The organism is Kitasatospora sp. NPDC059462 (assembly GCF_042749955.1).
Taxonomy (GTDB): Bacteria; Actinomycetota; Actinomycetes; order Streptomycetales; family Streptomycetaceae; genus Kitasatospora.
Genome location: NZ_JBHYUU010000145.1, coordinates 1 through 21227 on the forward strand (window position 1 = coordinate 1; position 21227 = coordinate 21227).

Sequence of the window (21227 nt, forward strand, 5' to 3'; positions counted from 1 at the left end):
ACGCCGCTCGGGCCGCTTTTTTCGGGAGTGACCCCGCAGGGCACGCGGGGGGGGGCGGTGCCCCCCCGTCGGGCCCCGGGCCGCCCGGGGGCCCCCCACGCGTCCGTGGGGGCCCTCCGGCCGTTCCGGCACCCGGGCCGGGGTCAGAAGGGCTCGGGCGCGTTCTCCGCGAGGATCGCCCGCAGCCGGGTGGTGCGGGGCGCGGCCGGGCGCTCGGCGACGGCCTGCGGGAGCGCCGGGCCGGCGGCGTGGACCACCGAGAGGTGACGCTCGCCGCGGCCGAACGCCGTGTACACCCACTGCCGGGTGAGCGCGGCGCCCGCGTCGTCCGGGAGCACCACCACCGCGCCCGGCCAGCGGCGGCCGACCGCCTGGTGGACGGTCAGCGCCCAGCCGTGCCGCAGCTTTCCGGCCTCGGCGGGCGGGACGGTGCGGCGCGAGCCGTCCGGGTACTCCAGGTGCAGGCCGGCGGCGTCGCCGTCGAGCACCCGGGCCAGCCGGGTGTGGCCGGGCGCGGGGGAGTCGGCGACCCGGTCGCCGGGGTCGAAACCGCCGAAGCGGCCCGGGCCCGGGTTGAGCCGGGCCTTGGCGGCGGCGTTCAGCGCCCGGGTGCCGGCCCCGCCGCCGTGCCCGGGGGTGAGCAGCACGACCTGCTCGGAGGGGATGCCGAGGGCGCGCGGGATGGAGTCGGTGAGCAGCTGGACGGCGCGGTGGACGGCCTCGGCGCCGTCCTTGGCGGTCAGGATGACCACCTCCTTGTCGGGCGCCTCGACCGGCTGGAGCTCGCCGATGCCGACGCCGGAGACCAGCTCGCCGATCGGGCCGAAGTCGGGGGTGCGGGAGGCGACGGCCGGGCAGGCCCTGGCGGCGAGCAGGTCGGCGAAGAAGCGGCCGGGGCCGGCCGACCAGAGCTGGCCCGGGTCGCCGCTGAGCACCAGGCGGGTGCCGTCGGCCAGCGACTCCAGCAGGGTGGCGGCCAGCTCGACGTCCAGCAGCGGGGCGTCCAGCACGATCAGCACGTCCAGCGCGAGCGTGCCGTCGGCGGACCGGCCGGGGCCGGCCGCGCCGGCGAGCAGCTCGGCCAGGGTGGCGACGGGCGCCGGGGCGGCGGCGTCGGCGAGCGGGGCGAGCGCGGAAAAGGCGTCCCGGCCCTGGTCGGTCCAGGTGGCGGCCCAGGCCCGCAGACCGAGGCCGGTCGCGGCGGCCAGCAGGGCGGCCGGTTCGGCGCGGGCGGCCTCGCCGCCGGTGTGCAGGACGAGCGCGCTCTCGGCGGCGGCCCGGATCAGGGCGGCCGCGGAGGAGGACGGGGCGGCGGCCGCCGAGGCCTCCCAGGCGGCCGGCCCGGGGGCGGCGGGCGCCTCCTCGGTGGGCTCCGCGGTCTCCGGGGCGTCACCGGTCCCGGCGTCGGCGGCGTCGTCCTCCACGGAGTCCCCGGCGGAAGCGTCCGCGGAGTCCTCGGCGGAGTCCCCGGCGGAGTCGTCCGCGGAGTCCTCCGCCGGGTCCTCGCCCGGCACGAAGGTGGACATCAGCCGGACCAGGCCGTCGGCCAGGCTCTCCTCGGCCAGCGCCAGCCGCTCCAGGGCGAGCAGGGTGCGGGTCGGCGGCTCGTCCTCGTCGCCCCCGCCCGCCGCGTGCGCCTCGGCGCCGGTGAGCTCCTCCTGGAACGGCATCGCCCGGCCGTCGAGGACGGCGGCCTGGATGGCGGCGGCCGCGTCCGGCACGCCGAGGCGCTCCAGCCCGGCGGCCACCTCGGCGACCTCCAGGGCCGAGTGCCCGCGCAGGGTGGCCTGCTCCAGCAGCCAGCCCACCAGGGCCTGGGCGCGCCGCTTGTCGCCGGGGCCGGCGGCCGGGCCGAGCAGGCCGCGGGCGAAGCCGTCGGCGTGCTCCGGGCGGACGCCGGGCAGGGCGAGCACGGCCCACGGGTCCTCGCGGAGCTGCCCGGCCGCGCCGTCGCCGAACACCGCCACGGCGACGGCGGCCAGCGGGGCCGGGGCGCCGCCCTCGGCCAGCACCGCGGCGGTGTCCGCGAGCGCCTGCGCGCGCTGCTCGTCGGTCGCCGGACCGGCGGGCGCGCCCGCGTCCAGGGCCCCGGACGTCGGGGCGTCGGCGTCCCCGGCGGACCGGCCGACCGACCGCACCCGCTCCGCCAGCGCCGCGACGGCCGCGGCCCGGTCCGCCGGGTCGGCCGGTTCGGCACCCGCGGGTCCGCTGCCCGCCGGCGCGCCCGCCGCCTCCGGCGTCGCCGCCTCCGGCTCGGGCGACCCCTGCCCGGGAACGACGCCCGCGCCCACCGGGGTCTCCTCCGGAGCGCCGTTCTGCGCGTCAGTCATCGTCCGCTCCACAAAAGCTCAACTCCACATGCTGGGCGCCGCCCGCCCGTGGTGCGGGCGGTCGGCCGGGTCGGGCCGGTCCGGGGCCGCGGATGGCGGCCGGTCCGGCGGTCGGTTCGGGCAGGCTCGGGTCGCGGGGGTGGACGGGCGTCACAGCTCGCTCCACCCCTGGTCGGGGTAGCGGTGGACCGGCGCCGAGATGTCGTCGAGCGCACCGCGGATCTCCTCCGGAAGCGTAAGCGCCTCCACCGACAGCGCCGCCTGCAGCTGCCCGACGGTCCGGGCCCCGACCAGCGCGCTCGTCACCCCGGGGCGGTCCCGGACCCAGGCGAGCGCGACCGCCAGCGGGCTGCTGGCGAGCCCGTCGGCGGCGGTCGCGACGGCGTCCACGATCCGCCGGGCGCGCTCCCCGAGGTAGGGCTGGACGAATCCGGACAGGTAGGGCGAGGCGCCGCGCGAGTCCTGCGGCAGGCCGTGCCGGTACTTGCCGGTGAGCACGCCGCGCCCGAGCGGGGAGCCGGCCAGCAGACCGACCCCCGTGTCCAGGGCGGCGGGCAGTGCCTCGCGCTCGATGCCGCGCTGGAGCAGCGAGTACTCCAGCTGCGCCCCGGCCAGCGGGACCCGGCCGTGGTGGGCGTGCTGCCAGGTGGCGGCCTTGGCGAGCTGCCAGCCGCTGAAGTCGCAGACCCCCACGTAGCGGGCCCGGCCGGAGGAGACGGCGATGTCCAGGGCGCTCAGGGTCTCCTCGACCGGGGTGGCCGGGTCGAAGGCGTGCACCTGCCAGAAGTCGACGTGGTCGGTGCCCAGCCGGCGCAGCGAGGCGTCGAGCGCGGCGAGCAGATGGCCGCGCGAGCCGTCGAAGCGGCGCCCGGAGGCCGGGACGCTGCCCGCCTTGGTGGCGATGACCAGCTCGGAGCGGGGGACGAGGGTGTCGGTGAGCCGGGAGAGCAGGTACTCGGCGTCGCCGTCGGCGTAGACGTCGGCGGTGTCGACGAGGTTGCCGCCGGCGTCGACGAACTCCTTGAGCTGTTCGGCGGCCTCCTGCTCGTCGGTGTCGCGGCCCCAGGTCATGGTGCCGAGGCCGAGCCGGGAGACCTGCAGCCCGGTGCGGCCGAGGTGACGCTTTTCCATCGGACGGGCCCTCTCACTGGCCGAAGGTGCGGTGGCACAACGCTGCGGGGCGGCGTGCGCGTGGGGGGCAAACCCGCAGGTGGGACGCGGCGCCCCACGTCGGCTGAGCGTAGCGGCCGGTGAACGGGCAGGTGTGCAGACCCGCAGGACGATCATCGTCGGCCGCACCGGACGGGAGCGCGCCGGCCGGGGGCCGGAATGTGACCCGCGCCACTACTACTGGCCAGTAGCATGTCGCGCGGACGCGTCCTCGCGCTCCCGAGCAACCCGACTGGAAGGCAGTGCCCATGCGACTCGGCATCAACCTCGGCTACTGGGGACTCGGCATGGACGCCGACAACATCGCCGTCGCCCAGGAGGCGGACCGGCTCGGCTACGCGGTCTGCTGGGCGGCCGAGGCCTACGGCTCGGACGCGGCCACCGTGCTCTCCTTCGTCGCCGCCAGGACCGAGCGGATCGACGTCGGCTCGGCCATCTTCCAGATCCCGGCCCGCACCCCGGCGATGACCGCGATGACCGCCGCCACCCTGGACACCCTCTCCGGCGGCCGCTTCCGGCTGGGCCTCGGCGTCTCCGGCCCGCAGGTCTCCGAGGGCTGGTACGGCGTGAAGTTCGACAAGCCGCTGGCCCGCACCCGCGAGTACGTGGAGATCATCCGCAAGGCGATGTCCCGCGAGCGGCTGGTCCACGAGGGCGCCCACTGGACGCTGCCGCTGCCCGGCGGCCCCGGCAAGCCGATCAAGCTCACCGTGCACCCGGTGCGCGAGCGCATCCCGCTGTACATCGCCGCGATCGGCCCGAAGAACCTGGAGCAGACCGGCGAGATCGCCGACGGCTGGCTCGGCATCTTCTTCGACCCCGCGCACGCCGCCCTCTCGCTGGACCCGCTGAAGGCCGGCCGTGCCAGGGCCGGGGCCGAGCCGGGCAAGGAGTTCGAGGGCTTCGACGTCTGCCCGACCGTCGCCATCGCCGTCGGCGAGGACATCGAGGCCGGGATCGACTCGCAGCGCGCCTACACCGCGCTCTACATCGGCGGCATGGGCAGCAAGGAGAAGAACTTCTACAACCAGCTCGCCCGCCGGATGGGCCACGAGCAGGCCGCCGACGAGGTCCAGGAGCGCTACCTGGCCAGGGACCACGCGGGTGCGGCCGCCGCCGTGCCGCGCGAGCTGATCGACGCCACCTCGCTGATCGGCGACACCGCCCGGATCGCCGACCGGATGCAGGCCTACGCCGACGCGGGCGTCACCACCCTCACCCTGGCCCCGGCCGGCTTCACCCTCGACGAGCGGATCACGGCGCTGCGCACCGGCGTCGAGGCCCTGGAGCGCGCCGGCCTCGCCTGACCCGGCGGCCGCCGCCCCGCCCCGCCCCGCAGCACCACGCGGGGCGGGGCGGGTCAGAGCCAGTCGTGCCGCTTGAACACCCGGTGCAGCACCACGCAGACCACCACCATCAGCGAGACCGCCGCCGGATAGCCCCAGGGCTGGTGCAGCTCGGGCATGTGCTCGAAGTTCATCCCGTACACGCCGGCGATCATCGTCGGCACGGCGGCCAGCGCCGCCCAGGCCGAGATCTTCCGCATGTCGTTGTTCTGCTGCACGCTGACCTGCGCCAGGTTGGCCGACAGGATGTCCGACAGCAGCCGGTCCATCGCCTCCACCTGGTCGTTGGTGCGGGCCAGGTGGTCGGAGACGTCCCGCAGGTAGGGCAGCGCCTCGGCCCGGACGTACGGCACGCCGCCGCGCTCCAGCCGCAGCATCGGGTCGGCCAGCGGCCCGGTGGCCCGGCGGACGGTCACCAGCTGCCGCTTGTAGCCGTAGATCCGGCCGGCGATGTCGCGGCCCACCCGGCCGGGGGCGAAGACGTCCGCCTCCAGCTCGTCGAGGTCGGCCTGGATGCCGACGGCGACGTCCACGTAGCCGTCCACCACCCTGTCGCAGACCGAGTGCAGGACCGCGCTCGGCCCGAACTTCAGCACCTCCGGCTGCTGCTCCAGCTCCGAGCGCAGCGTGCCCAGCGGGCTGTCGGTGCCGTGCCGGACGGTCATCACGAAGTCGTCGCCGACGAAGAGCATCACCTCGCCGCTGGTCACCGCGTGGCCGCCGGGGTGGTAGCCGAGCGTCTTGAGCGCCACGAACAGCGAGTCCTGGTACGCCTCCACCTTGGGGCGCTGGTGGGCGGCGACCGCGTCCTCGACGGCCAGCGGGTGCAGGCCGAACTCGGCTCCGACCCGGTCGAGTTCCTCGGCGGTGGGCTCGAACAGGCCTATCCAGACGAAGCCGCCCGGGCCCGCCTTCCGCGCGGCGGCGAGGCTGCCGGCGGGGTCCGCGGGCGTCGCGACCGGTCGGCCGTCGCGGTAGATGGCGCAATGGACGATCATGCGGGCCATTGTCACCTCTCGCGCCGGTGCGAAACATCCGCCGCGACGGGGGCACGCCCCCCGGTCCGGCTCCCGGCCGGGCCCCGGGCGCCGGCCCGCCCCGGCGGGGAAGGCCGTAGGGTAGGCCCCATGCCCACCCTGCTGCTCGTCCGCCACGGCCGCTCCACCGCGAACACCGCCGGAATCCTGGCCGGTTGGACGCCCGGGGTGGAGCTCGACGACACCGGCCGCGCGCAGGCCGCCGCGCTCGCCGGCCGGCTCGACCCGGTCCCGCTGGCCCAGGTGGTCAGCAGCCCGCTGGAGCGCTGCCGGCAGACCCTGGAGCCGCTGCTCGCCGCGCGCCCCGGCCTCTCGGGCCCCGCGCTGGACGAGCGGCTCGGCGAGTGCCACTACGGCGAGTGGACCGGCCGGCCGCTGGCCGAGCTGGCCGAGGAACCGCTGTGGCGCACCGTCCAGGACCACGCCGCGGCCGCCGCCTTCCCCGGCGGCGAGTCGCTGCGCGAGCTGAGCCACCGCACCGTGAACGCGGTCCGCGAGTGGAACGAGAAGGTCGCCGCCGAGCACGGCGAGGACGCGGTCTGGCTCGCCTGCTCCCACGGCGACGTGATCAAGGCGGTGGTGGCCGACGCGCTCGGCCTGCACCTCGACCACTTCCAGCGGATCAACGTCGACCCGTGCTCGGTCACCGCGATCCGCTACACCGCGCGCCGGCCCTTCGTCCTGCGGATGGGCGACACCGGCGACCTCGCCGCGCTCGCCCCGCGGCCCGCCGCCCCGGGCGCCCGGAGCGGGGACGCGGTCGTCGGCGGCTCCACCGGGACGGCCTGAACCGTCCGCCCGGGCCTCGGCTCCCCGGTGCGGCCCCGGAGGTCGTAGGGTGACCAGTGGGTGCCCGCGCCGCCGGCCCGGGCGCCCCGGACCACCCAGCCCCGACCCCCGACCGACCCCAGCGGCGTCCGCGGACGCCCACGACGATCGATACGACCCGGAGCGAGAGCGTGACCCGTCAGGTCTTCTTCTACGACCAGCCCGAACGGTTCGTGGCCGGCACCGTCGGCCAGCCCGGCGCCCGGGCGTTCTACCTACAGGCCAGCGCCCGTGGGCGGATCACCAGCGTGCTGCTGGAGAAGACCCAGGTCGCCGCGCTCGCCGAGCGGATCGAGGAGGTCCTCGACGAGGCGCTGCGCCGCAGCGGCGGCGAGGCCACCATCCCGGCCGCCGCCCCGCAGGACCTGCTCGACACCGCGCCGCTGGACCTGCCGCTGGAGCAGGAGTTCCGGGTCGGCACGATGGCCCTCGCCTGGGACAGCGTGGACGGCTGCCTGGTCGTCGAGGCCCAGGCGCTGGTCGAGGACGAGGAGGGCGAGGACGAGGGCGCCGCCGTCTTCGAGGACGACGAGAACGGCCCCGACATGCTGCGGGTGCGCCTGTCCGGTGCGATGGCCCGGGTGTTCGCCAAGCGGGCGCTGGACCTCGTCGCGGCCGGCCGCAAGCCCTGCCCGTTCTGCAACCTGCCGCTCGACCCGGAGGGCCACCTGTGCCCGCGCGCGAACGGGTACCGGCGCTGAACCCGCAGGCCGCGCGGCCCGCGGACCTGCCGGAACCGCCGGAGCCGCCGCGGTCCGACCCCGCCGAGGCCGCCGCCCTCGCGGCCGACGCGCCCGGCGCGCTGCGGCTGCTGCGCGAGGGCGCGCTGACCGTGCACGGCCGGCTCACCGACGCCTCCAACGCGGCCCTCTACTGCACCGTCACCGCCGCCGACGGCCGCGCGGCCCAGGCCGTCTACAAGCCGGTCGCCGGGGAGCGCCCGCTCTGGGACTTCCCGGACGGCACCCTGGCCGGCCGCGAGGTCGCCGCCTACGAGGTGTCCGCCGCCACCGGCTGGGGCCTGGTCCCGCCCACCGTGCTGCGCGAGGGCCCGCACGGCCCCGGCATGGTGCAGCTGTGGGTCGAGCCCGACCCGCACGCCGCCCCGCTGCTCGCGCTCCAGGACCCGGGCGGCCCCGAGGACGGCTGGCTGCCGATCGTCCGGGCCGAGGTCGGCGACGGCCGCACCGCGCTGCTGGTCCACCCCGACGACGTGCGGCTGCGCCGGCTCGCGGTGCTGGACGCCGTGCTCAACAACGCCGACCGCAAGGGCGGCCACCTGATCCCGGCCGCCGACGGCCGGCTCTACGGCATCGACCACGGCGTCACCTTCAACACCGAGGGCAAGCTGCGCACCCTGCTCTGGGGCTGGGCCGGGCAGCCGCTGCCCGCCGAGGCGGCCGAGGTGCTGGCCGGGCTGGCCGGGCAGCTGGACGGCGCGCTGGGGGAGCGGCTGGCCCCGCACCTGACCGCCGCCGAACTGGACGCCGCCCGGGCCCGGGTGGCCGCGCTGCTCGCCACCGGCACCCATCCGCTGCCCTCCGAGGACTGGCCGTCCATCCCCTGGCCGCCGATCTGACGGCCGGGCGGCCCGCCGGACCGAGGGTTCGAAGGCGGGCCGCCCCCCGGATCCGACGGTCCATCGGCCCGCTCAGCCGGTAATGGTCTGGACCGGTGCCCCGTCGGGGCCCCACACTGCGACGATGGACGAGCGACGGACCACCCCCCACCTGGACCTGCCGCTGCACCGCCTCCAGGTCCCGCTGCCGCATCTGCTCCCGTTCGCGATCGGCAGTTTCGACGCCATCGGCCCGCTGTCCCGGGCCGGCTTTCCCCACCGGCACGCCTTCTACGAGATCGTCTTCGTCACCGGCGGGCGCGGCGCCCACGTCCTGGACCTGGTCCAGCGGCCGGTGCAGCCCCCGCAGTTGTGCGTGATCACCCCCGGCCAGGTGCACTACTGGGCGGACGCGGACGACCTCACCGGGCAGGTCGTGCTGTTCAACGAGGACTTCCTGCTTTCCCACCCGCAGGACCTCGCCGCGCTGCGCACCCTGGCCTCCCGCCCGGCGGTGCGCCTGGGCGACCAGGCCGCCCCGATCGCCGGGCTGCTCGCCGACATGGAGGCCGAGTACCGGGCCCGCCCGGCGGGCTACCCGGGCGTGCTGCGGGCCAGCCTGCACATCCTCGTGGTGCGCGCCCTGCGGGCCTGTACGCCCGGCGGCCCGGGCGCGCTGCCCGGCCGCACCGGGGACCTCGCGGCCGCCTTCACCCGGCTGATCGCCACCCCGGGCGGGGTGCAGCGCTCGGTCGCGTCCTGTGCGCACGAGCTGGGCGTCTCCTCGGGGCACCTGCAGGCGATGGTCAAGCAGGCGACCGGCCGCACCCCGGGCCGGCTGATCCGCCAGCAGCAGACGCTGGAGGCCAAACGGCTCCTGGCCTGCACGGAACTGACGGTGCGGCAGGTGTCCAGGGAGGCCGGATTCGGTGATCCGGCGTACTTCTGCCGGTTCTTCCGCCGGGAGACCGGGATGACGCCGGGCGAATTCCGGGCGAAGGTCGGAGGAAATCACCACGATCCCCGGATCACGTCCATCGCGGCGGCTCCGGGCGCCCCGTAGTTTGACTGCTGGCCACCGGCGGACCGCCCGGCGCGAGCGGGCGGCCCGCCGGCCCGGTCCTTGTCATGCCCCCACCATGGCAAGGGCCGTCCCCGGACGGAACCACCAGATCCCCCACACTCACACCGAAGGAGTCGGCGCATGCCCGCGTCCGAAGAGCCTCTCACCGGGACGGACGGTCCGATCGACCGCCGGATCAGCCGCAAGACCGTCCTCAGGGCCGCCGCCGTGCTCGGCACCGCTCCGCTGCTGGTCGGCGGAGGCGTCGCCCTGGCCCGCGACCGGGTCGGCAGCGGCGAACTGCTGGACCTCACCCCCGAGTGCCACGACGGCGACGCCCCCACCATCGAGCAGACCGAGGGCCCCTACTTCAAGCCCAACTCCCCGCTGCGCACCTCGCTCATCACCGACAGCACGCCGGGCACCCGGCTCACCGTCAGCGGCTACGTCTTCGGCCGGGCCTGCCAGCCGATCAACAACGTCCTGATGGACTTCTGGCAGGCCGACGTGAACGGCAACTACGACAACGCCGGCTTCACCTTCCGCGGGCACCAGTTCACCAACGCCCAGGGCGCCTTCAGCCTCACCACGATCGTGCCCGGCCTCTACCCGGGCCGCACCCGGCACATCCACGTCAAGCTCCAGGCGCCGGGCCGGCCGGTGATCACCACCCAGCTGTACTTCCCGGGCGAGCCGCGCAACAGCACGGACACCATCTACGACGCCCGGCTGCTGATGAACGTCCGCCAGGTCGGGTCCGCCAAGGAGGGCACGTACGACTTCGTGCTCAACGTGGCGCAGACCCCGACCCCGTCGGGCACCCCGACCACCACGCCCACCACGCCGACGCCGACCCAGACCGGCGGCGGCGGAACCTGGGCCGCGGGCACCGCCTACAAGCCGGGCGACCGCGTCACCTATGCCGGCGTCTCCTACGTGTGCCTCCAGGCGCACACCGCCTTCGTCGGGTGGGAGCCGCCGAACGTGCCGGCCCTCTGGCAGCGGTTGTAGCGGCTCCGGCCGTGTGACCGGAGGGTCACGGACGCCCGGTCGGCGGCAGGGCCGACCGGGCGGCCCGTCCGCCCGATCCGCCCCGCGAGGCCGTGCGCGGGGCGGATCCGGGCCGTTGCCCGGCGCCCGACGGCGCCGGGCACCGTCGTTCCGGGACGGCCCGGGCCGCACGGGGAAGCGAATCCAGTCGATCTTGGCGACTGGTTAGGCTTTCAAATGTTCTCGCGGTTAAAGTCAATGCCATGCATGCCTGGCCCGCCTCCGAGGTTCCCGCCCTGCCTGGTCAGGGGCTCCCCCTCCGTATCCACGACACCGCGACGGGAGGCATCCGGGAGGTCGTGCCGCAGGACGGCACCGCCCGGATCTACGTCTGCGGCATCACGCCCTACGACGCGACCCACATGGGCCACGCCGCCACCTACAACGCCTTCGACCTGGTGCAGCGGGTGTGGAAGGACGCCGGCCACGACGTCCTCTACGTGCAGAACGTCACCGACGTCGACGACCCCCTGCTGCAACGCGCGGTCGAGACCGGCCAGGACTGGGTGGCCCTCGCCGAGCGCGAGACCGCGCTCTTCCGCGAGGACATGACCGCCCTGCGGCTGCTCCCGCCGGCCCACTACATCGGCGCCGTCGAGTCCATCCCGTGGATCGTCCCGCTGGTCCAGAAGCTGCTGGCGAGCGGGGCCGCCTACGAGCTGGACGGCGACGTCTACTTCTCGGTCGAGTCCGACCCGCGGTTCGGCGAGGTCTCCGGCCTCACCCGCGAGGCCATGCGCCCGGTCTTCGCCGAGCGCGGCGGGGACCCGGACCGCCCCGGCAAGCGCCACCCGCTGGACGCCCTGCTCTGGCTGGCCGCCCGCCCCGGCGAGCCCGCCTGGGACACCGAGCTCGGCCACGGCCGCCCCGGCTGGCACATCGAGTGCGTCGCCATCGCGCTGCAGTACCTCGGCATGTCCTTCGACATCCAGGGCGGCGGCAGCGACCTCTCTTTCCCGCACCACGAGATGGGCGCCTCGCACGCCCAGGTCGCCACCGGCGGCCACCCGTACGCCAGGGCGTACGTGCACGCCGGCATGGTCGGCCTGGACGGCCACAAGATGTCCAAGTCCCGCGGCAACCTGGTCTTCGTCTCGGCGCTGCGCCGCGAGGGCGTCGACCCGGCCGCGATCCGCCTCGCCCTGCTCTCGCACCACTACCGCGAGGACTGGGAGTGGACCAAGGCCACCCTCGACGAGGCCGTCGAGCGGCTCGCCCGCTGGCGTGCGGCCGTCTCCCGGCCGGACGGGCCGGCCGCCGGGCAGCTGCTCGCCGAGGTCCGCGCGGCGCTCGCCGAGGACCTCGACGCGCCCGCCGCGCTGGCCGCGGTGGACCGCTGGGCGGCCGCCCAGCAGGCCGGCGGCGGTGACGACACCGGCGCCCCCGGCCTGGTCACCCGCACCGTGGACGCGCTGCTCGGCGTGGCCCTGTGACGGACGCGGCCCCGTAGGGGACACCGCAAGGGGCGCCCGGGACCAGTGCGGTCCCGGGCGCCCCTTCGTCGTGCGTCCGCGGTGGGCCGGGGCGGCTCACTCCTCCTCGGCGCCGTCCTGGCTCTCCCGGGCGGACGGCGGCTCCGGATCGGCGGGCCGCTCCGCGGTGGCGTGCCCGGCGACCGGCTTCTCGCCGGTCGGCCCCACGTTCTCCCGGCGCCGCAGGTAGCGCTCGAACTCGCGGGCGATCGCGTCGCCCGAGGCCTCCGGCAGCTCGGCGGTGTCCTGCGCCTCCTCCAGCTGCTGGACGTACTCGGCGACCTCGCTGTCCTCGGCGGCCAGCTGGTCCACGCCCAGCTGCCAGGCCCGGGCGTCCTCGCCGAGCTCGCCCGGCGGGATCCGCAGGTCCAGCAGGTCCTCCAGCTTGTTGACCAGCGCCAGGGTGGCCTTCGGGTTCGGCGGCTGCGCGACGTAGTGCGGCACCGCCGCCCACAGCGTCACCGCCGGCACCCCGGCGTGCGTGCAGGCCTCCTGCAGCACCCCGACGATCCCGGTCGGCCCCTCGTAGCGGCTCTCCTCCAGTTCGAGCCGGCGGGCCAGCTCGGGGTCCGAGGTGACGCCGCTGACCGGCACCGGGCGGCTGTGCGGGGTGTCGCCGAGCAGCGCGCCCAGGATCACCACCAGCTCGACGCCCAGCTCGTGCGCGAAGCCGAGCAGTTCGTTGCAGAACGAGCGCCACCGCATGCTCGGCTCGATGCCGCGCACCAGGACGACGTCCCGGGTCTTGGGCTCGCTGACCCGGACCACCGAGAGCCTGGTGGTCGGCCAGGTGATCCGGCGCACCCCGCCGTCCAGCCAGACGGTCGGCCGGTTGACCTGGAAGTCGTAGTAGTCCTCCGCGTCGAGCGCGGCGAACACCTTGCCGCCCCAGGTCTCGTCCAGATGCGCCAGAGCCGCAGAAGCGGCGTCGCCCGCGTCGTTCCACCCCTCGAAGGCGCAGACCATCACCGGGTCGATCAACTCGGGAACATCTTCCAGCTCGATCACCCAGTGTCTCCCTCCGGTCGGCCGCTTCCGCCCCGCCCGGCCGGGACTGCCCGGGCGCCGGCGGGCCGATGCCGACGGTCGAACCTCTCGTCACCCATGGAACGCCTCGCTCCATGGTTCCCTACCTGCCCAGCCTACGGGCTTTGAAGCGCCGTTCCGCCGGGCCACCGGGACAGTCTGTGCGAGCCGGCGGCCACGATCCACCGGTTATCCCGGGCCGCCCGCCGGCTGCCCGCGCCGTGGCCCGCGGACGGCGCGATGATGGGAGGCGGGGCCCGGCGGCGGGTGACGGAACCGCGCCGGGCGGCACGGCTGCGAGGAGCCGGCGGATGAGCGGACGGCGGTGGACGGCGGCCGGGGCGGCGGCGCTGGTGGCGGGCGCGGCCGGCGCGGTGGCGGCGCTGTGGGCCGCGGGGCGGCGGCTGCCCGTGGAGCACGTCAGCGGGGGCGGCCTGGAGCTGGCGCGGCCGCCCCGCGAGGTCTGGGACGTGCTGACGGACGTCGACCTCTTCCCGGCCTGGCGCCCGGACGTGGCGCACGTCGAGCGGCTGCCCGCGACCGCCGCCGGCCGCCCGCGCTGGCGGGAGGACGGCCGGCACGGGCACACCGTCCACGAGGTGGTGGAGAGCGAGGCCCCGCACCGTCTGGTGACCGGCATCGCCGACCCCGGCCTGCCGTACGGCGGCACCTGGACGTTCGCGCTGACCGCGGCCGGAAGCGGCTGCACCCTCACCGTCACCGAACGCGGCGAGGTGTACCAGCCGCTGTACCGGGGCGTCTCGCACTACGTGACGGGCGAGGGCGCCGCCGTCCACCGCTTCCTGGCCGCGCTCGCCGACCGGATGGCCGGATAGCCGCTACCGCACCCAGTCGCGCCGGTAGTCGGCCCAGTTCTGCTCGGTGGCGGCGAAGTCCACGTACAGGCCGACGCCGAAGTTGCGCCGGTGCAGGTCGTACCGCCCGAGGCCCAGCCGGATGCCGCGGATCCCGGCGGTCACCGTCTCGGCGCTCCCCCAGTGGCCCCACTCGTCCTCCCAGTAGAACGGCAGGCCCATCAGCAGGTCGACGTCCTCCGGGGTGGCCTCCAGGGCGAGTTCGGTCTGGTAGGCGTTGTAGCCGCCGTAGAGCCCCTCGGTCGGCATGCTGGAGTCGTAGGTCATCACCGCGATCTGGTCGACCCGGCGCGCGGTGGCGGCGAAGTACGCCTGGTCCCACCACTTGCCGTGGCCGGTGAGCGCGATGCCCACGTCGTGCTGGTACGGCAGCGGGTCGATCTGCGGGGCGGCCACCGACAGCACGGCGCCGCGCCCGGCGGTGACCGGACGGACCCGCTCCAGCAGGTCGAGCCAGCCCTTCGAGCCGGGCCGGATCGGCTCCATGTCGAAGTGCACGCCGTCGAAGCCCTGGTCCAGCACCTGGACGGCGGAGGCGGTGACCCGGGCGCGGGTGGCGGCGTCCTCCAGGTCGAGCGCGTCCTTCTCCGGCTTCACCTCGTCGCCCAGCCAGCCCTGCACCCGGATCCCGGGCAGCGCCCGGTGCGCGGCGTCGGTGAACCAGCGCGCCCGGGGGTGCACGGCGGGCGGCAGCGAGCCGTCGTGCTCCAGCGGACCGGTGTGCACGTACAGGTCGCGGATCCCGGTGCCGGCCAGCCGCCGGGCGAGTCCGGCGATGTCGGCGTCACCCTTCCGGCCGTCGACCCAGGCGTGTCCCAGCCACACCGCGTCACGGCCCCGGGTGCGGGCCTCGGGGGAGGGGTCGCCGACGTACTGCAGCCGCAGCGCGAGTGCCGCGGAGCCGACCGGCGCGGCCACCACGGCGAGCAGCGCACCCGCCACCACCAGCGCCTTCCGCCACCGCGACCAGCGGCGCCAGCGGGTCCGCAGCGCCGCCGCCCGGGCCCCGGTGCGGCGCAGCGCCCCGCGCGCCCCGTCTCGAATCACCGTCCGCCATGCGGTCATACCGTTGGTTCCCCCCTGCCGGCCGAACGCTCAGGATACGGAACGGGTGGTCACCCCCGGGCGGAGGCCGGATACCCTGGCCACGTGCGTTCCCGATTCAGCGGGTCCGCAAAGCCGACAGCCGTCGCACCCAGGGAGAAGCCCCATGGCCACCGCAGCCACCCCGTCCGTCACCCAGCAGAGCCGCGCGAACGCGCTGCGCGAGGCACTCGCCACCCGTGTGGTGGTCGCCGACGGGGCGATGGGAACGATGCTCCAGGCGCAGGACCCCACGTTGGAGGACTTCCAGAACCTGGAGGGCTGCAACGAGGTCCTCAACCTCACCCGGCCCGACATCGTCCGCTCGGTGCACGACGCCTACTTCGCGGTGGGCGTGGACTGCGTGGAGACCAACACCTTCGGCGCCAACCACTCCGCGCTCGGCGAGTACGACATCGCCGAGCGGGTCTTCGAGCTCTCCGAGGCCGGCGCCCGGCTGGCCCGCGAGGCCGCCGACGCGCACGGCGCCGAGGACGGCCGGCTGCGCTGGGTGCTCGGCTCGATCGGCCCCGGCACCAAGCTGCCGACGCTCGGCCACGCGCCGTACGAGACGCTGCGCGAGGGCTTCCGGCAGAACGCGGCCGGCCTGATCGCCGGCGGCGCGGACGCGCTGCTGGTGGAGACCAGCCAGGACCTGCTGCAGACCAAGGCCGCGATCCTCGGCTCGAAGCAGGCGCTGGCCGAGGCGGGCGTGGACCTGCCGGTGCTGGTCCAGGTGACCGTGGAGACCACCGGCACCATGCTGCTCGGCTCGGAGATCGGCGCCGCGCTGACCGCCCTGGAGCCGCTGGGCGTCGACTACATCGGCCTGAACTGCGCCACCGGCCCGGCCGAGATGAGCGAGCACCTGCGCTACCTGGCGAAGAACGCCCGGATCGGCCTGTCCTGCATGCCGAACGCCGGTCTGCCGGTGCTGGGCAAGGACGGCGCGCACTACCCGCTGAGCCCGGCCGAGCTGGCCGACGCGCACGACGTCTTCACCCGCGAGTACGGGCTGTCGCTGGTCGGCGGCTGCTGCGGCACCACGCCCGAGCACCTGCGCCAGGTGGTGGAGCGGGTGCAGGGCCGTCCGGTCGCCGCGCGCGACCCGCGCCCGGAGCCGTCCGCCGCCTCGCTGTACCAGTCGGTGCCGTTCCGCCAGGACACCTCGTACCTGGCGATCGGCGAGCGCACCAACGCCAACGGCTCCAAGAAGTTCCGCGAGTCGATGCTGGCCGGCGACTGGCAGGCCTGCGTGGAGATCGCCCGCGACCAGATCCGCGACGGCTCCCACCTGCTGGACCTGTGCGTGGACTACGTCGGGCGCGACGGCGTCGCCGACATGAAGGAGATCGCCGGCCGGCTGGCCACCGCCTCGACGCTGCCGATCGTGCTGGACTCCACCGAGCCCCCGGTGCTGCGGGCGGGCCTGGAGGCGCTGGGCGGCCGCGCGGTGCTCAACTCGGTCAACTACGAGGACGGCAACGCCCCGGAGTCGCGCTTCGGCCGGATCGCCTCGCTGGCCCGCGAGCACGGCGCCGGCCTGATCGCGCTCACCATCGACGAGGAGGGCCAGGCCCGCACCGCCGGCAAGAAGGTGGAGATCGCCGAGCGGCTGATCGCCGAGCTCACCGCGGACTACGGCATCGACGAGGGCTCGATCCTGGTCGACTGCCTGACCTTCACCCTGGCCACCGGCCAGGAGGAGTCCCGCCGGGACGGCATCGAGACCATCGAGGCGATCCGCGAGCTGAAGCGCCGCCGCCCGGCGGTGCAGACCACGCTGGGCCTGTCCAACATCTCCTTCGGCCTCAACCCGGCCGCCCGGGTCGTCCTCAACTCGGTCTTCCTGCACGAGTGCGTGGAGGCCGGCCTGGACTCGGCGATCGTGCACGCCTCCAAGATCCTGCCGATCTCGCGGATCCCGGAGGAGCAGCGCGAGGCCGCGCTCGACCTGGTCTACGACCGCCGCCGCGAGGGCTACGACCCGCTGCAGCGCCTGCTGGAGCTGTTCGAGGGTGTCTCCTCGGCCTCGGTCAAGGCGTCCAAGGCGGAGGAGCTGGCCGCGCTGCCGCTGGAGGAGCGCCTCCAGCGCCGGATCATCGACGGCGAGCGCAACGGCCTGGAGGCCGACCTGGACGAGGCGCTGACGGCCCGCCCGGCGCTGGAGATCATCAACGAGACCCTGCTGTCCGGCATGAAGGTGGTCGGCGAGCTGTTCGGCTCCGGCCAGATGCAGCTGCCGTTCGTGCTGCAGTCCGCCGAGGTGATGAAGACCGCGGTGGCGCACCTGGAGCCGTACATGGAGAAGTCCGACGCGGAGGGCAAGGGCACCATCGTGCTGGCCACCGTGAAGGGCGACGTCCACGACATCGGCAAGAACCTGGTCGACATCATCCTGTCCAACAACGGCTACAACGTGGTCAACCTGGGCATCAAGCAGCCGGTCTCGGCGATCCTGGACGCCGCGCAGGAGCACAGGGCGGACGTCATCGGGATGTCCGGCCTGCTGGTCAAGTCCACCGTGATCATGAAGGAGAACCTGGAGGAGCTGAACCAGCGCAGGCTGGCGGCCCAGTTCCCGGTGATCCTCGGCGGCGCGGCGCTGACCCGCGCCTACGTCGAGCAGGACCTGCACGAGATCTACGAGGGCGAGGTCCGCTACGCCCGGGACGCCTTCGAGGGCCTGCGGCTGATGGACGCGCTGATCGCGGTCAAGCGCGGCGTGCCCGGCGCCGTCCTGCCGGAGCTCAAGCAGCGCCGCCACGCCCGGGTGGAGGTCGAGGAGCCGGAGGAGGTCAACCTCGGCCAGATCCGCTCCGACGTGGCGGTGGACAACCGGGTGCCCGAGCCGCCCTTCTGGGGCGACCGGATCGTCAAGGGCGTGCCGTTCGCGGACTACGCCTCCTGGCTGGACGAGGACGCGCTGTTCAAGGGCCAGTGGGGCCTCAAGGCGGCGCGCAGCGGCGAGGGGCCGTCCTACGAGGAGCTGGTGGAGACCGAGGGCCGTCCGCGGCTGCGGATGTGGCTGGACCGGCTGCAGACCGAGGGCTGGCTGGAGGCGGCCGTGGTCTACGGCTACTACCCGGCCAACTCCAAGGGCGACGACCTGATCGTCTTCCACGAGGACGGCACCGAGCGGACCCGCTTCACCTTCCCGCGCCAGCGGCGCGGGCGCCGGCTGTGCCTGGCGGACTTCTTCCGCCCGGAGGAGGCCGGGGTGCGCGACGTCCTCGGGCTGCAGGTGGTCACCATGGGCAACCGGATCTCCGAGGCGGCCAACGAGCTGTTCGCGAACAACTCCTACCGCGACTACCTGGAGCTGCACGGCCTGTCCGTCCAGCTGGCCGAGGCGCTGGCCGAGTTCTGGCACGCCCGGGTCCGCTACGAGCTGGGCTTCGGCGACGAGGACCCGCAGGACGTCCGGGACATGTTCGCGCTCAAGTACCGCGGCGCCCGGTTCTCGCTGGGCTACGGGGCCTGCCCGGAGCTGGAGGACCGCGCCAAGATCGCCGAGCTGCTGAAGCCCGAGCGGATCGGCGTGGTGCTCTCCGAGGAGTTCCAGCTGCACCCGGAGCAGTCCACCGACGCGATCGTGATCCACCACCCCGAGGCGAAGTACTTCAACGCCCGGTAACGCCCGTGTTGCGCATCGTTCGCCCGATCCGGGCGGTCCGGGCGTATTCTTGATGACCCTGAACGGGCCGGTCCGCTCACCTGCGGGCCGGCCCGTGCCATCCCCGGGGCCGATCCGGGCACGGACGGAAGGATCCCGCCATGACCACCATCTCCACCGCCACCCAGACCCTCGGCGGCGACGACCGGGGCCTCCAGGCGGTGCTGCTGGACATGGACGGGACGCTGGTCGACACCGAGGACTTCTGGTGGCAGGCCGAGTTCTCGCTCTTCGCCGACCTGGGCCACCAGCTGAGCGCCGAGGACCGCGCCCACGTGGTCGGCGGCCCGATGACCCGGGTGATCGACCACCTGCTGAGCAGCACCGGGGTGGACCTGTCGCCGGCCGACCTGACCGTGCTGATCAACCAGCGCTTCGTCGACCTGCTGGGCGGCGGGGTGCCGCTGATGCCGGGCGCCGAGCGGCTGCTCAACACGCTGGCCGCGCACGGCGTGCCGGCCGCGCTGGTGTCCGCCTCGCATCGGCACATCATCGACATCGTGCTGCGTTCGCTGGGTGCCGAGCACTTCGCGTTCTCGGTCGCCGGGGACGAGGTGCCGCGCACCAAGCCGCACCCGGACCCGTACCTGGAGGCGGCCCGCCGGCTGGGTGCCGACCCGGCCCGCTGCGTGGTGGTCGAGGACGCGCCGACCGGGGTGCGGGCGGCCGAGGCGGCCGGCTGCCCGGTGATCGCGGTGCCCTCGGTGGCGCCGATCGAGCCGGCGCCGGGGCGTCTGGTGGTCTCCTCGCTGGAGCAGGTCGATCTGGAGCTGCTGCGCTCCCTGGTGACCTCGCGGGTGTGATTGTCGTCTCATTGCGGAGCGGCAGGACCCACCGGTAAGCGGACGGACGCGGCCGGGCCGGGGGAGCGGCACGGGAGAAAACGGGCATTGCCTGACAACTCGTCGGACAGGCCTGACCAGAGCCCCGCGGCCGTGTCCCAACCGTCACCTGCGCGGGTGCCGGGGGTGCGTGTTCGATATGGCACGCTACTCGGGTTCGTTCCACCCCCGAGCCCAGGCACCGCCGCTGACGGGCACCCCCGTCGTGCCCGCGGTCGCAGCCGGACCGCACCCAGAAGGACGCGACCCGTGAAGACTTCAGCTGAACGACTGGCCGTGCTCGGCTGCGCCGGAATCGTCGCCGCCTCGGTGGCCGGCTGCGGCTCGGTCACCAACGCCGTCAAGGGGGACGGCGACAAGTCCATCACCATGGGCACCACCGCGCTGACCACCGCCCTGGACCCGGCCGTCGCCTACGACGCCGGCTCCTGGCTGCTGATGCGCAACACCTTCCAGTCGCTGCTGAGCTACCCGGCCGCCTCCAGCGCGCCCAGCCCGGACGCCGCGCAGTCCTGCGAGTTCACCGCCGGTGACGCCACCCAGTACCACTGCACGCTGAAGACCGGGCTGAAGTTCTCCAACGGCCACGCGCTCACCGCCGCCGACGTCGTCCACTCGGTCCAGCGGACCCTGAAGATCAACGACCCGGGCGGCCCGGCCGCCCTGCTCTCGTCGATCAAGTCCGTCGAGGCGCCCAGCGACACCGAGGTGGTCTTCCACCTCAACCAGCCCGACGCCACCCTCCCGGCCAAGCTGGCCGGCCCGGCCGGCGCCATCGTCGACCAGGAGGTCTACCCGGTCGACAAGGCGCTGCCCAACGACAAGCAGATCGGGTCCGGCCCGTACAAGATCGACTCGGTCGAGGCGATGGCCAAGGGCGGCCCGGCGAAGGTCGTGCTCCTGCCGAACGACAAGTACACCGGCGACGCCAAGCTGCGGAACAAGAAGTTCACCCTGCGCTACTTCGACAAGCCGGCCGACCTCAAGTCCGCGCTGGACAACGGCGAGGTCGACCTCGCCGACAACAGCCTGGAGCCGAACACCGCGGCCCAGATCCTCTCCGACCAGCAGGGCGGCAAGACCGACCTGCACGTCGTCGAGGGCGACAGCAACGACACCCGCTACCTGGTCTTCAACACCAAGGACGCCACCGGCGGCAACCTCGCCGTCCGCCAGGCCGCCGCCCAGCTGATCGACCGCAAGGCGCTGGCCCGCGACGTCTTCGCGCGCACCGTCCAGCCGCTGTACTCGATGGTCCCGGCCGGCGTCACCGGCCACAGCACGGCCTTCTTCGACCGCTACGGCGACCAGGACGTCGCCAAGGCCAAGGCGATCCTCGCCGCCGCCAAGGTGCAGACCCCGGTCAAGCTCACCCTCACCTGGTCGCGCTCGCGCGCCGAGGCCGCCGAGCCCGAGGCGCTGAAGAAGCAGCTGGAGGCCGGCGGGCTGTTCCAGATCACCGTCCAGCAGGAGCCGGACTGGGAGACCTACAAGAAGGGCTGGAACGAGGGCAAGTACCAGCTGTACACGATCGGCTGGTTCGCGGACTACCCGGACCCGGACAACTACGTCGCCCCGCTGATCGTCGAGGGCGGTGCCTACCACCACGGCTGGGACGACCCGCAGATCAGCCAGAAGCTGGTGCCGGACACCCTCAAGCAGACCGACCGGGCCGCCGCGACCGGCGCCTACGCCCAGATCCAGGGCATCGTCGCCACCAACGCCCCGCTCATCCCGCTGTTCCAGAACAAGGCGTTCTTCACCTCGCGCTCCAACATCACCGGCGTGGAGTCCACCGTCGACACCACCGGCTTCTTCCGCTTCTGGGAGATCGGCCGCTCCGGCAAGTGACGCGGCACACGCCGGAGGCC

16 protein-coding genes are annotated in these 21227 nt (G+C 74.5%); 11 read left to right on the forward strand and 5 right to left on the reverse strand.

The window, feature by feature from the left end; translation table 11 throughout:
• Nucleotides 1-143: 143 nt before the first annotated feature.
• Together ACFXAM_RS28795 and ACFXAM_RS28800 are read right to left on the reverse strand one after the other, a co-directional pair.
• On the reverse strand, nt 144-2330 hold the full coding sequence (locus ACFXAM_RS28795; RefSeq protein WP_380295560.1) for an ATP-binding domain-containing protein: 2187 nt from the start codon (nt 2328-2330) through the stop codon (nt 144-146).
• 150 nt (nt 2331-2480) lie between these two features.
• On the reverse strand, nt 2481-3461 hold the full coding sequence (locus ACFXAM_RS28800) for an aldo/keto reductase (RefSeq protein ID WP_380295562.1): 981 nt from the start codon (nt 3459-3461) through the stop codon (nt 2481-2483).
• Nucleotides 3462-3748: 287 nt separating this feature from the next.
• Here ACFXAM_RS28800 and ACFXAM_RS28805 point away from each other — a divergent pair, with 287 nt between their 5' ends.
• Complete coding sequence (locus tag ACFXAM_RS28805) at nt 3749-4807, forward strand: LLM class F420-dependent oxidoreductase (RefSeq protein ID WP_380295564.1); 1059 nt, start codon at nt 3749-3751, stop codon at nt 4805-4807.
• Nucleotides 4808-4860: 53 nt separating this feature from the next.
• Here ACFXAM_RS28805 and ACFXAM_RS28810 read toward each other — a convergent pair whose 3' ends face one another.
• Nucleotides 4861-5853: a magnesium and cobalt transport protein CorA gene (locus ACFXAM_RS28810; protein ID WP_380295566.1), complete on the reverse strand. Its 993-nt coding sequence runs from the start codon at nt 5851-5853 to the stop codon at nt 4861-4863.
• 120 nt (nt 5854-5973) lie between these two features.
• Between ACFXAM_RS28810 and ACFXAM_RS28815 the strand changes: the two genes are divergently transcribed.
• From ACFXAM_RS28815 to mshC, 6 genes are all read left to right on the forward strand, one after another.
• Entirely contained in the window at nt 5974-6672 is a 699-nt protein-coding gene (locus ACFXAM_RS28815) for a histidine phosphatase family protein (RefSeq protein ID WP_380295567.1), read from the forward strand.
• A 170-nt stretch (nt 6673-6842) separates the two neighbouring features.
• Nucleotides 6843-7412, forward strand: coding sequence for a DUF3090 domain-containing protein (locus ACFXAM_RS28820; RefSeq protein WP_380295569.1), 570 nt, complete (start codon nt 6843-6845; stop codon nt 7410-7412).
• 101 nt (nt 7413-7513) lie between these two features.
• Nucleotides 7514-8290 (forward strand): SCO1664 family protein, encoded by a 777-nt coding sequence (locus ACFXAM_RS28825; protein WP_380295587.1) that lies wholly within the window; start codon nt 7514-7516, stop codon nt 8288-8290.
• 124 nt (nt 8291-8414) lie between these two features.
• Complete coding sequence (locus ACFXAM_RS28830; protein ID WP_380295571.1) at nt 8415-9332, forward strand: helix-turn-helix domain-containing protein; 918 nt, start codon at nt 8415-8417, stop codon at nt 9330-9332.
• 141 nt (nt 9333-9473) lie between these two features.
• Complete coding sequence (locus ACFXAM_RS28835) at nt 9474-10343, forward strand: carbohydrate-binding protein (protein ID WP_380295572.1); 870 nt, start codon at nt 9474-9476, stop codon at nt 10341-10343.
• Between the two features lie 242 nt (nt 10344-10585).
• Nucleotides 10586-11815: a cysteine--1-D-myo-inosityl 2-amino-2-deoxy-alpha-D-glucopyranoside ligase gene (gene mshC / locus ACFXAM_RS28840; RefSeq protein WP_380295573.1), complete on the forward strand. Its 1230-nt coding sequence runs from the start codon at nt 10586-10588 to the stop codon at nt 11813-11815.
• A gap of 96 nt (nt 11816-11911) precedes the next feature.
• On the opposite strand, the gene ACFXAM_RS28845 is transcribed toward mshC, so the two are convergent.
• Nucleotides 11912-12862, reverse strand: coding sequence for a PAC2 family protein (locus ACFXAM_RS28845; protein WP_380295576.1), 951 nt, complete (start codon nt 12860-12862; stop codon nt 11912-11914).
• Nucleotides 12863-13191: 329 nt separating this feature from the next.
• On the opposite strand from ACFXAM_RS28845, the gene ACFXAM_RS28850 reads away from it, so the two are divergent.
• Nucleotides 13192-13716, forward strand: coding sequence for an SRPBCC domain-containing protein (locus ACFXAM_RS28850; protein ID WP_380295578.1), 525 nt, complete (start codon nt 13192-13194; stop codon nt 13714-13716).
• Between the two features lie 3 nt (nt 13717-13719).
• Here ACFXAM_RS28850 and ACFXAM_RS28855 read toward each other — a convergent pair whose 3' ends face one another.
• Nucleotides 13720-14820, reverse strand: a complete 1101-nt coding sequence (locus ACFXAM_RS28855; RefSeq protein ID WP_380295579.1) for a hypothetical protein — start codon at nt 14818-14820, stop codon at nt 13720-13722.
• 145 nt (nt 14821-14965) lie between these two features.
• Between ACFXAM_RS28855 and metH the strand changes: the two genes are divergently transcribed.
• The 3 genes from metH to ACFXAM_RS28870 all read left to right on the forward strand — a co-directional run bounded on the left by metH (nt 14966) and on the right by ACFXAM_RS28870 (nt 21207).
• Complete coding sequence (gene metH, locus ACFXAM_RS28860) at nt 14966-18475, forward strand: methionine synthase (protein ID WP_380295581.1); 3510 nt, start codon at nt 14966-14968, stop codon at nt 18473-18475.
• Between the two features lie 140 nt (nt 18476-18615).
• Nucleotides 18616-19317 carry an HAD family hydrolase gene (locus tag ACFXAM_RS28865; protein WP_380295583.1) on the forward strand — a complete coding sequence of 234 codons (702 nt, stop codon included), beginning with the start codon at nt 18616-18618 and terminating at the stop codon, nt 19315-19317.
• Nucleotides 19318-19605: 288 nt separating this feature from the next.
• Nucleotides 19606-21207: an ABC transporter substrate-binding protein gene (locus tag ACFXAM_RS28870; protein WP_380295585.1), complete on the forward strand. Its 1602-nt coding sequence runs from the start codon at nt 19606-19608 to the stop codon at nt 21205-21207.
• The last annotated feature ends 20 nt before the right edge of the window (nt 21208-21227 follow it).

Coding starts and splice junctions, on each gene's coding strand:
- ACFXAM_RS28855 (WP_380295579.1), bottom strand. CDS start 14,820: ATGACCGCATGGCGGACGGTGATTCGAGACGGGGCGCGCGGGGCGCTG.
- ACFXAM_RS28815 (WP_380295567.1), top strand. CDS start 5,974: ATGCCCACCCTGCTGCTCGTCCGCCACGGCCGCTCCACCGCGAACACC.
- ACFXAM_RS28865 (WP_380295583.1), top strand. CDS start 18,616: ATGACCACCATCTCCACCGCCACCCAGACCCTCGGCGGCGACGACCGG.
- ACFXAM_RS28800 (WP_380295562.1), bottom strand. CDS start 3,461: ATGGAAAAGCGTCACCTCGGCCGCACCGGGCTGCAGGTCTCCCGGCTC.
- ACFXAM_RS28835 (WP_380295572.1), top strand. CDS start 9,474: ATGCCCGCGTCCGAAGAGCCTCTCACCGGGACGGACGGTCCGATCGAC.
- ACFXAM_RS28830 (WP_380295571.1), top strand. CDS start 8,415: ATGGACGAGCGACGGACCACCCCCCACCTGGACCTGCCGCTGCACCGC.
- ACFXAM_RS28795 (WP_380295560.1), bottom strand. CDS start 2,330: ATGACTGACGCGCAGAACGGCGCTCCGGAGGAGACCCCGGTGGGCGCG.
- ACFXAM_RS28805 (WP_380295564.1), top strand. CDS start 3,749: ATGCGACTCGGCATCAACCTCGGCTACTGGGGACTCGGCATGGACGCC.
- mshC (WP_380295573.1), top strand. CDS start 10,586: ATGCATGCCTGGCCCGCCTCCGAGGTTCCCGCCCTGCCTGGTCAGGGG.
- ACFXAM_RS28810 (WP_380295566.1), bottom strand. CDS start 5,853: ATGGCCCGCATGATCGTCCATTGCGCCATCTACCGCGACGGCCGACCG.
- ACFXAM_RS28850 (WP_380295578.1), top strand. CDS start 13,192: ATGAGCGGACGGCGGTGGACGGCGGCCGGGGCGGCGGCGCTGGTGGCG.
- metH (WP_380295581.1), top strand. CDS start 14,966: ATGGCCACCGCAGCCACCCCGTCCGTCACCCAGCAGAGCCGCGCGAAC.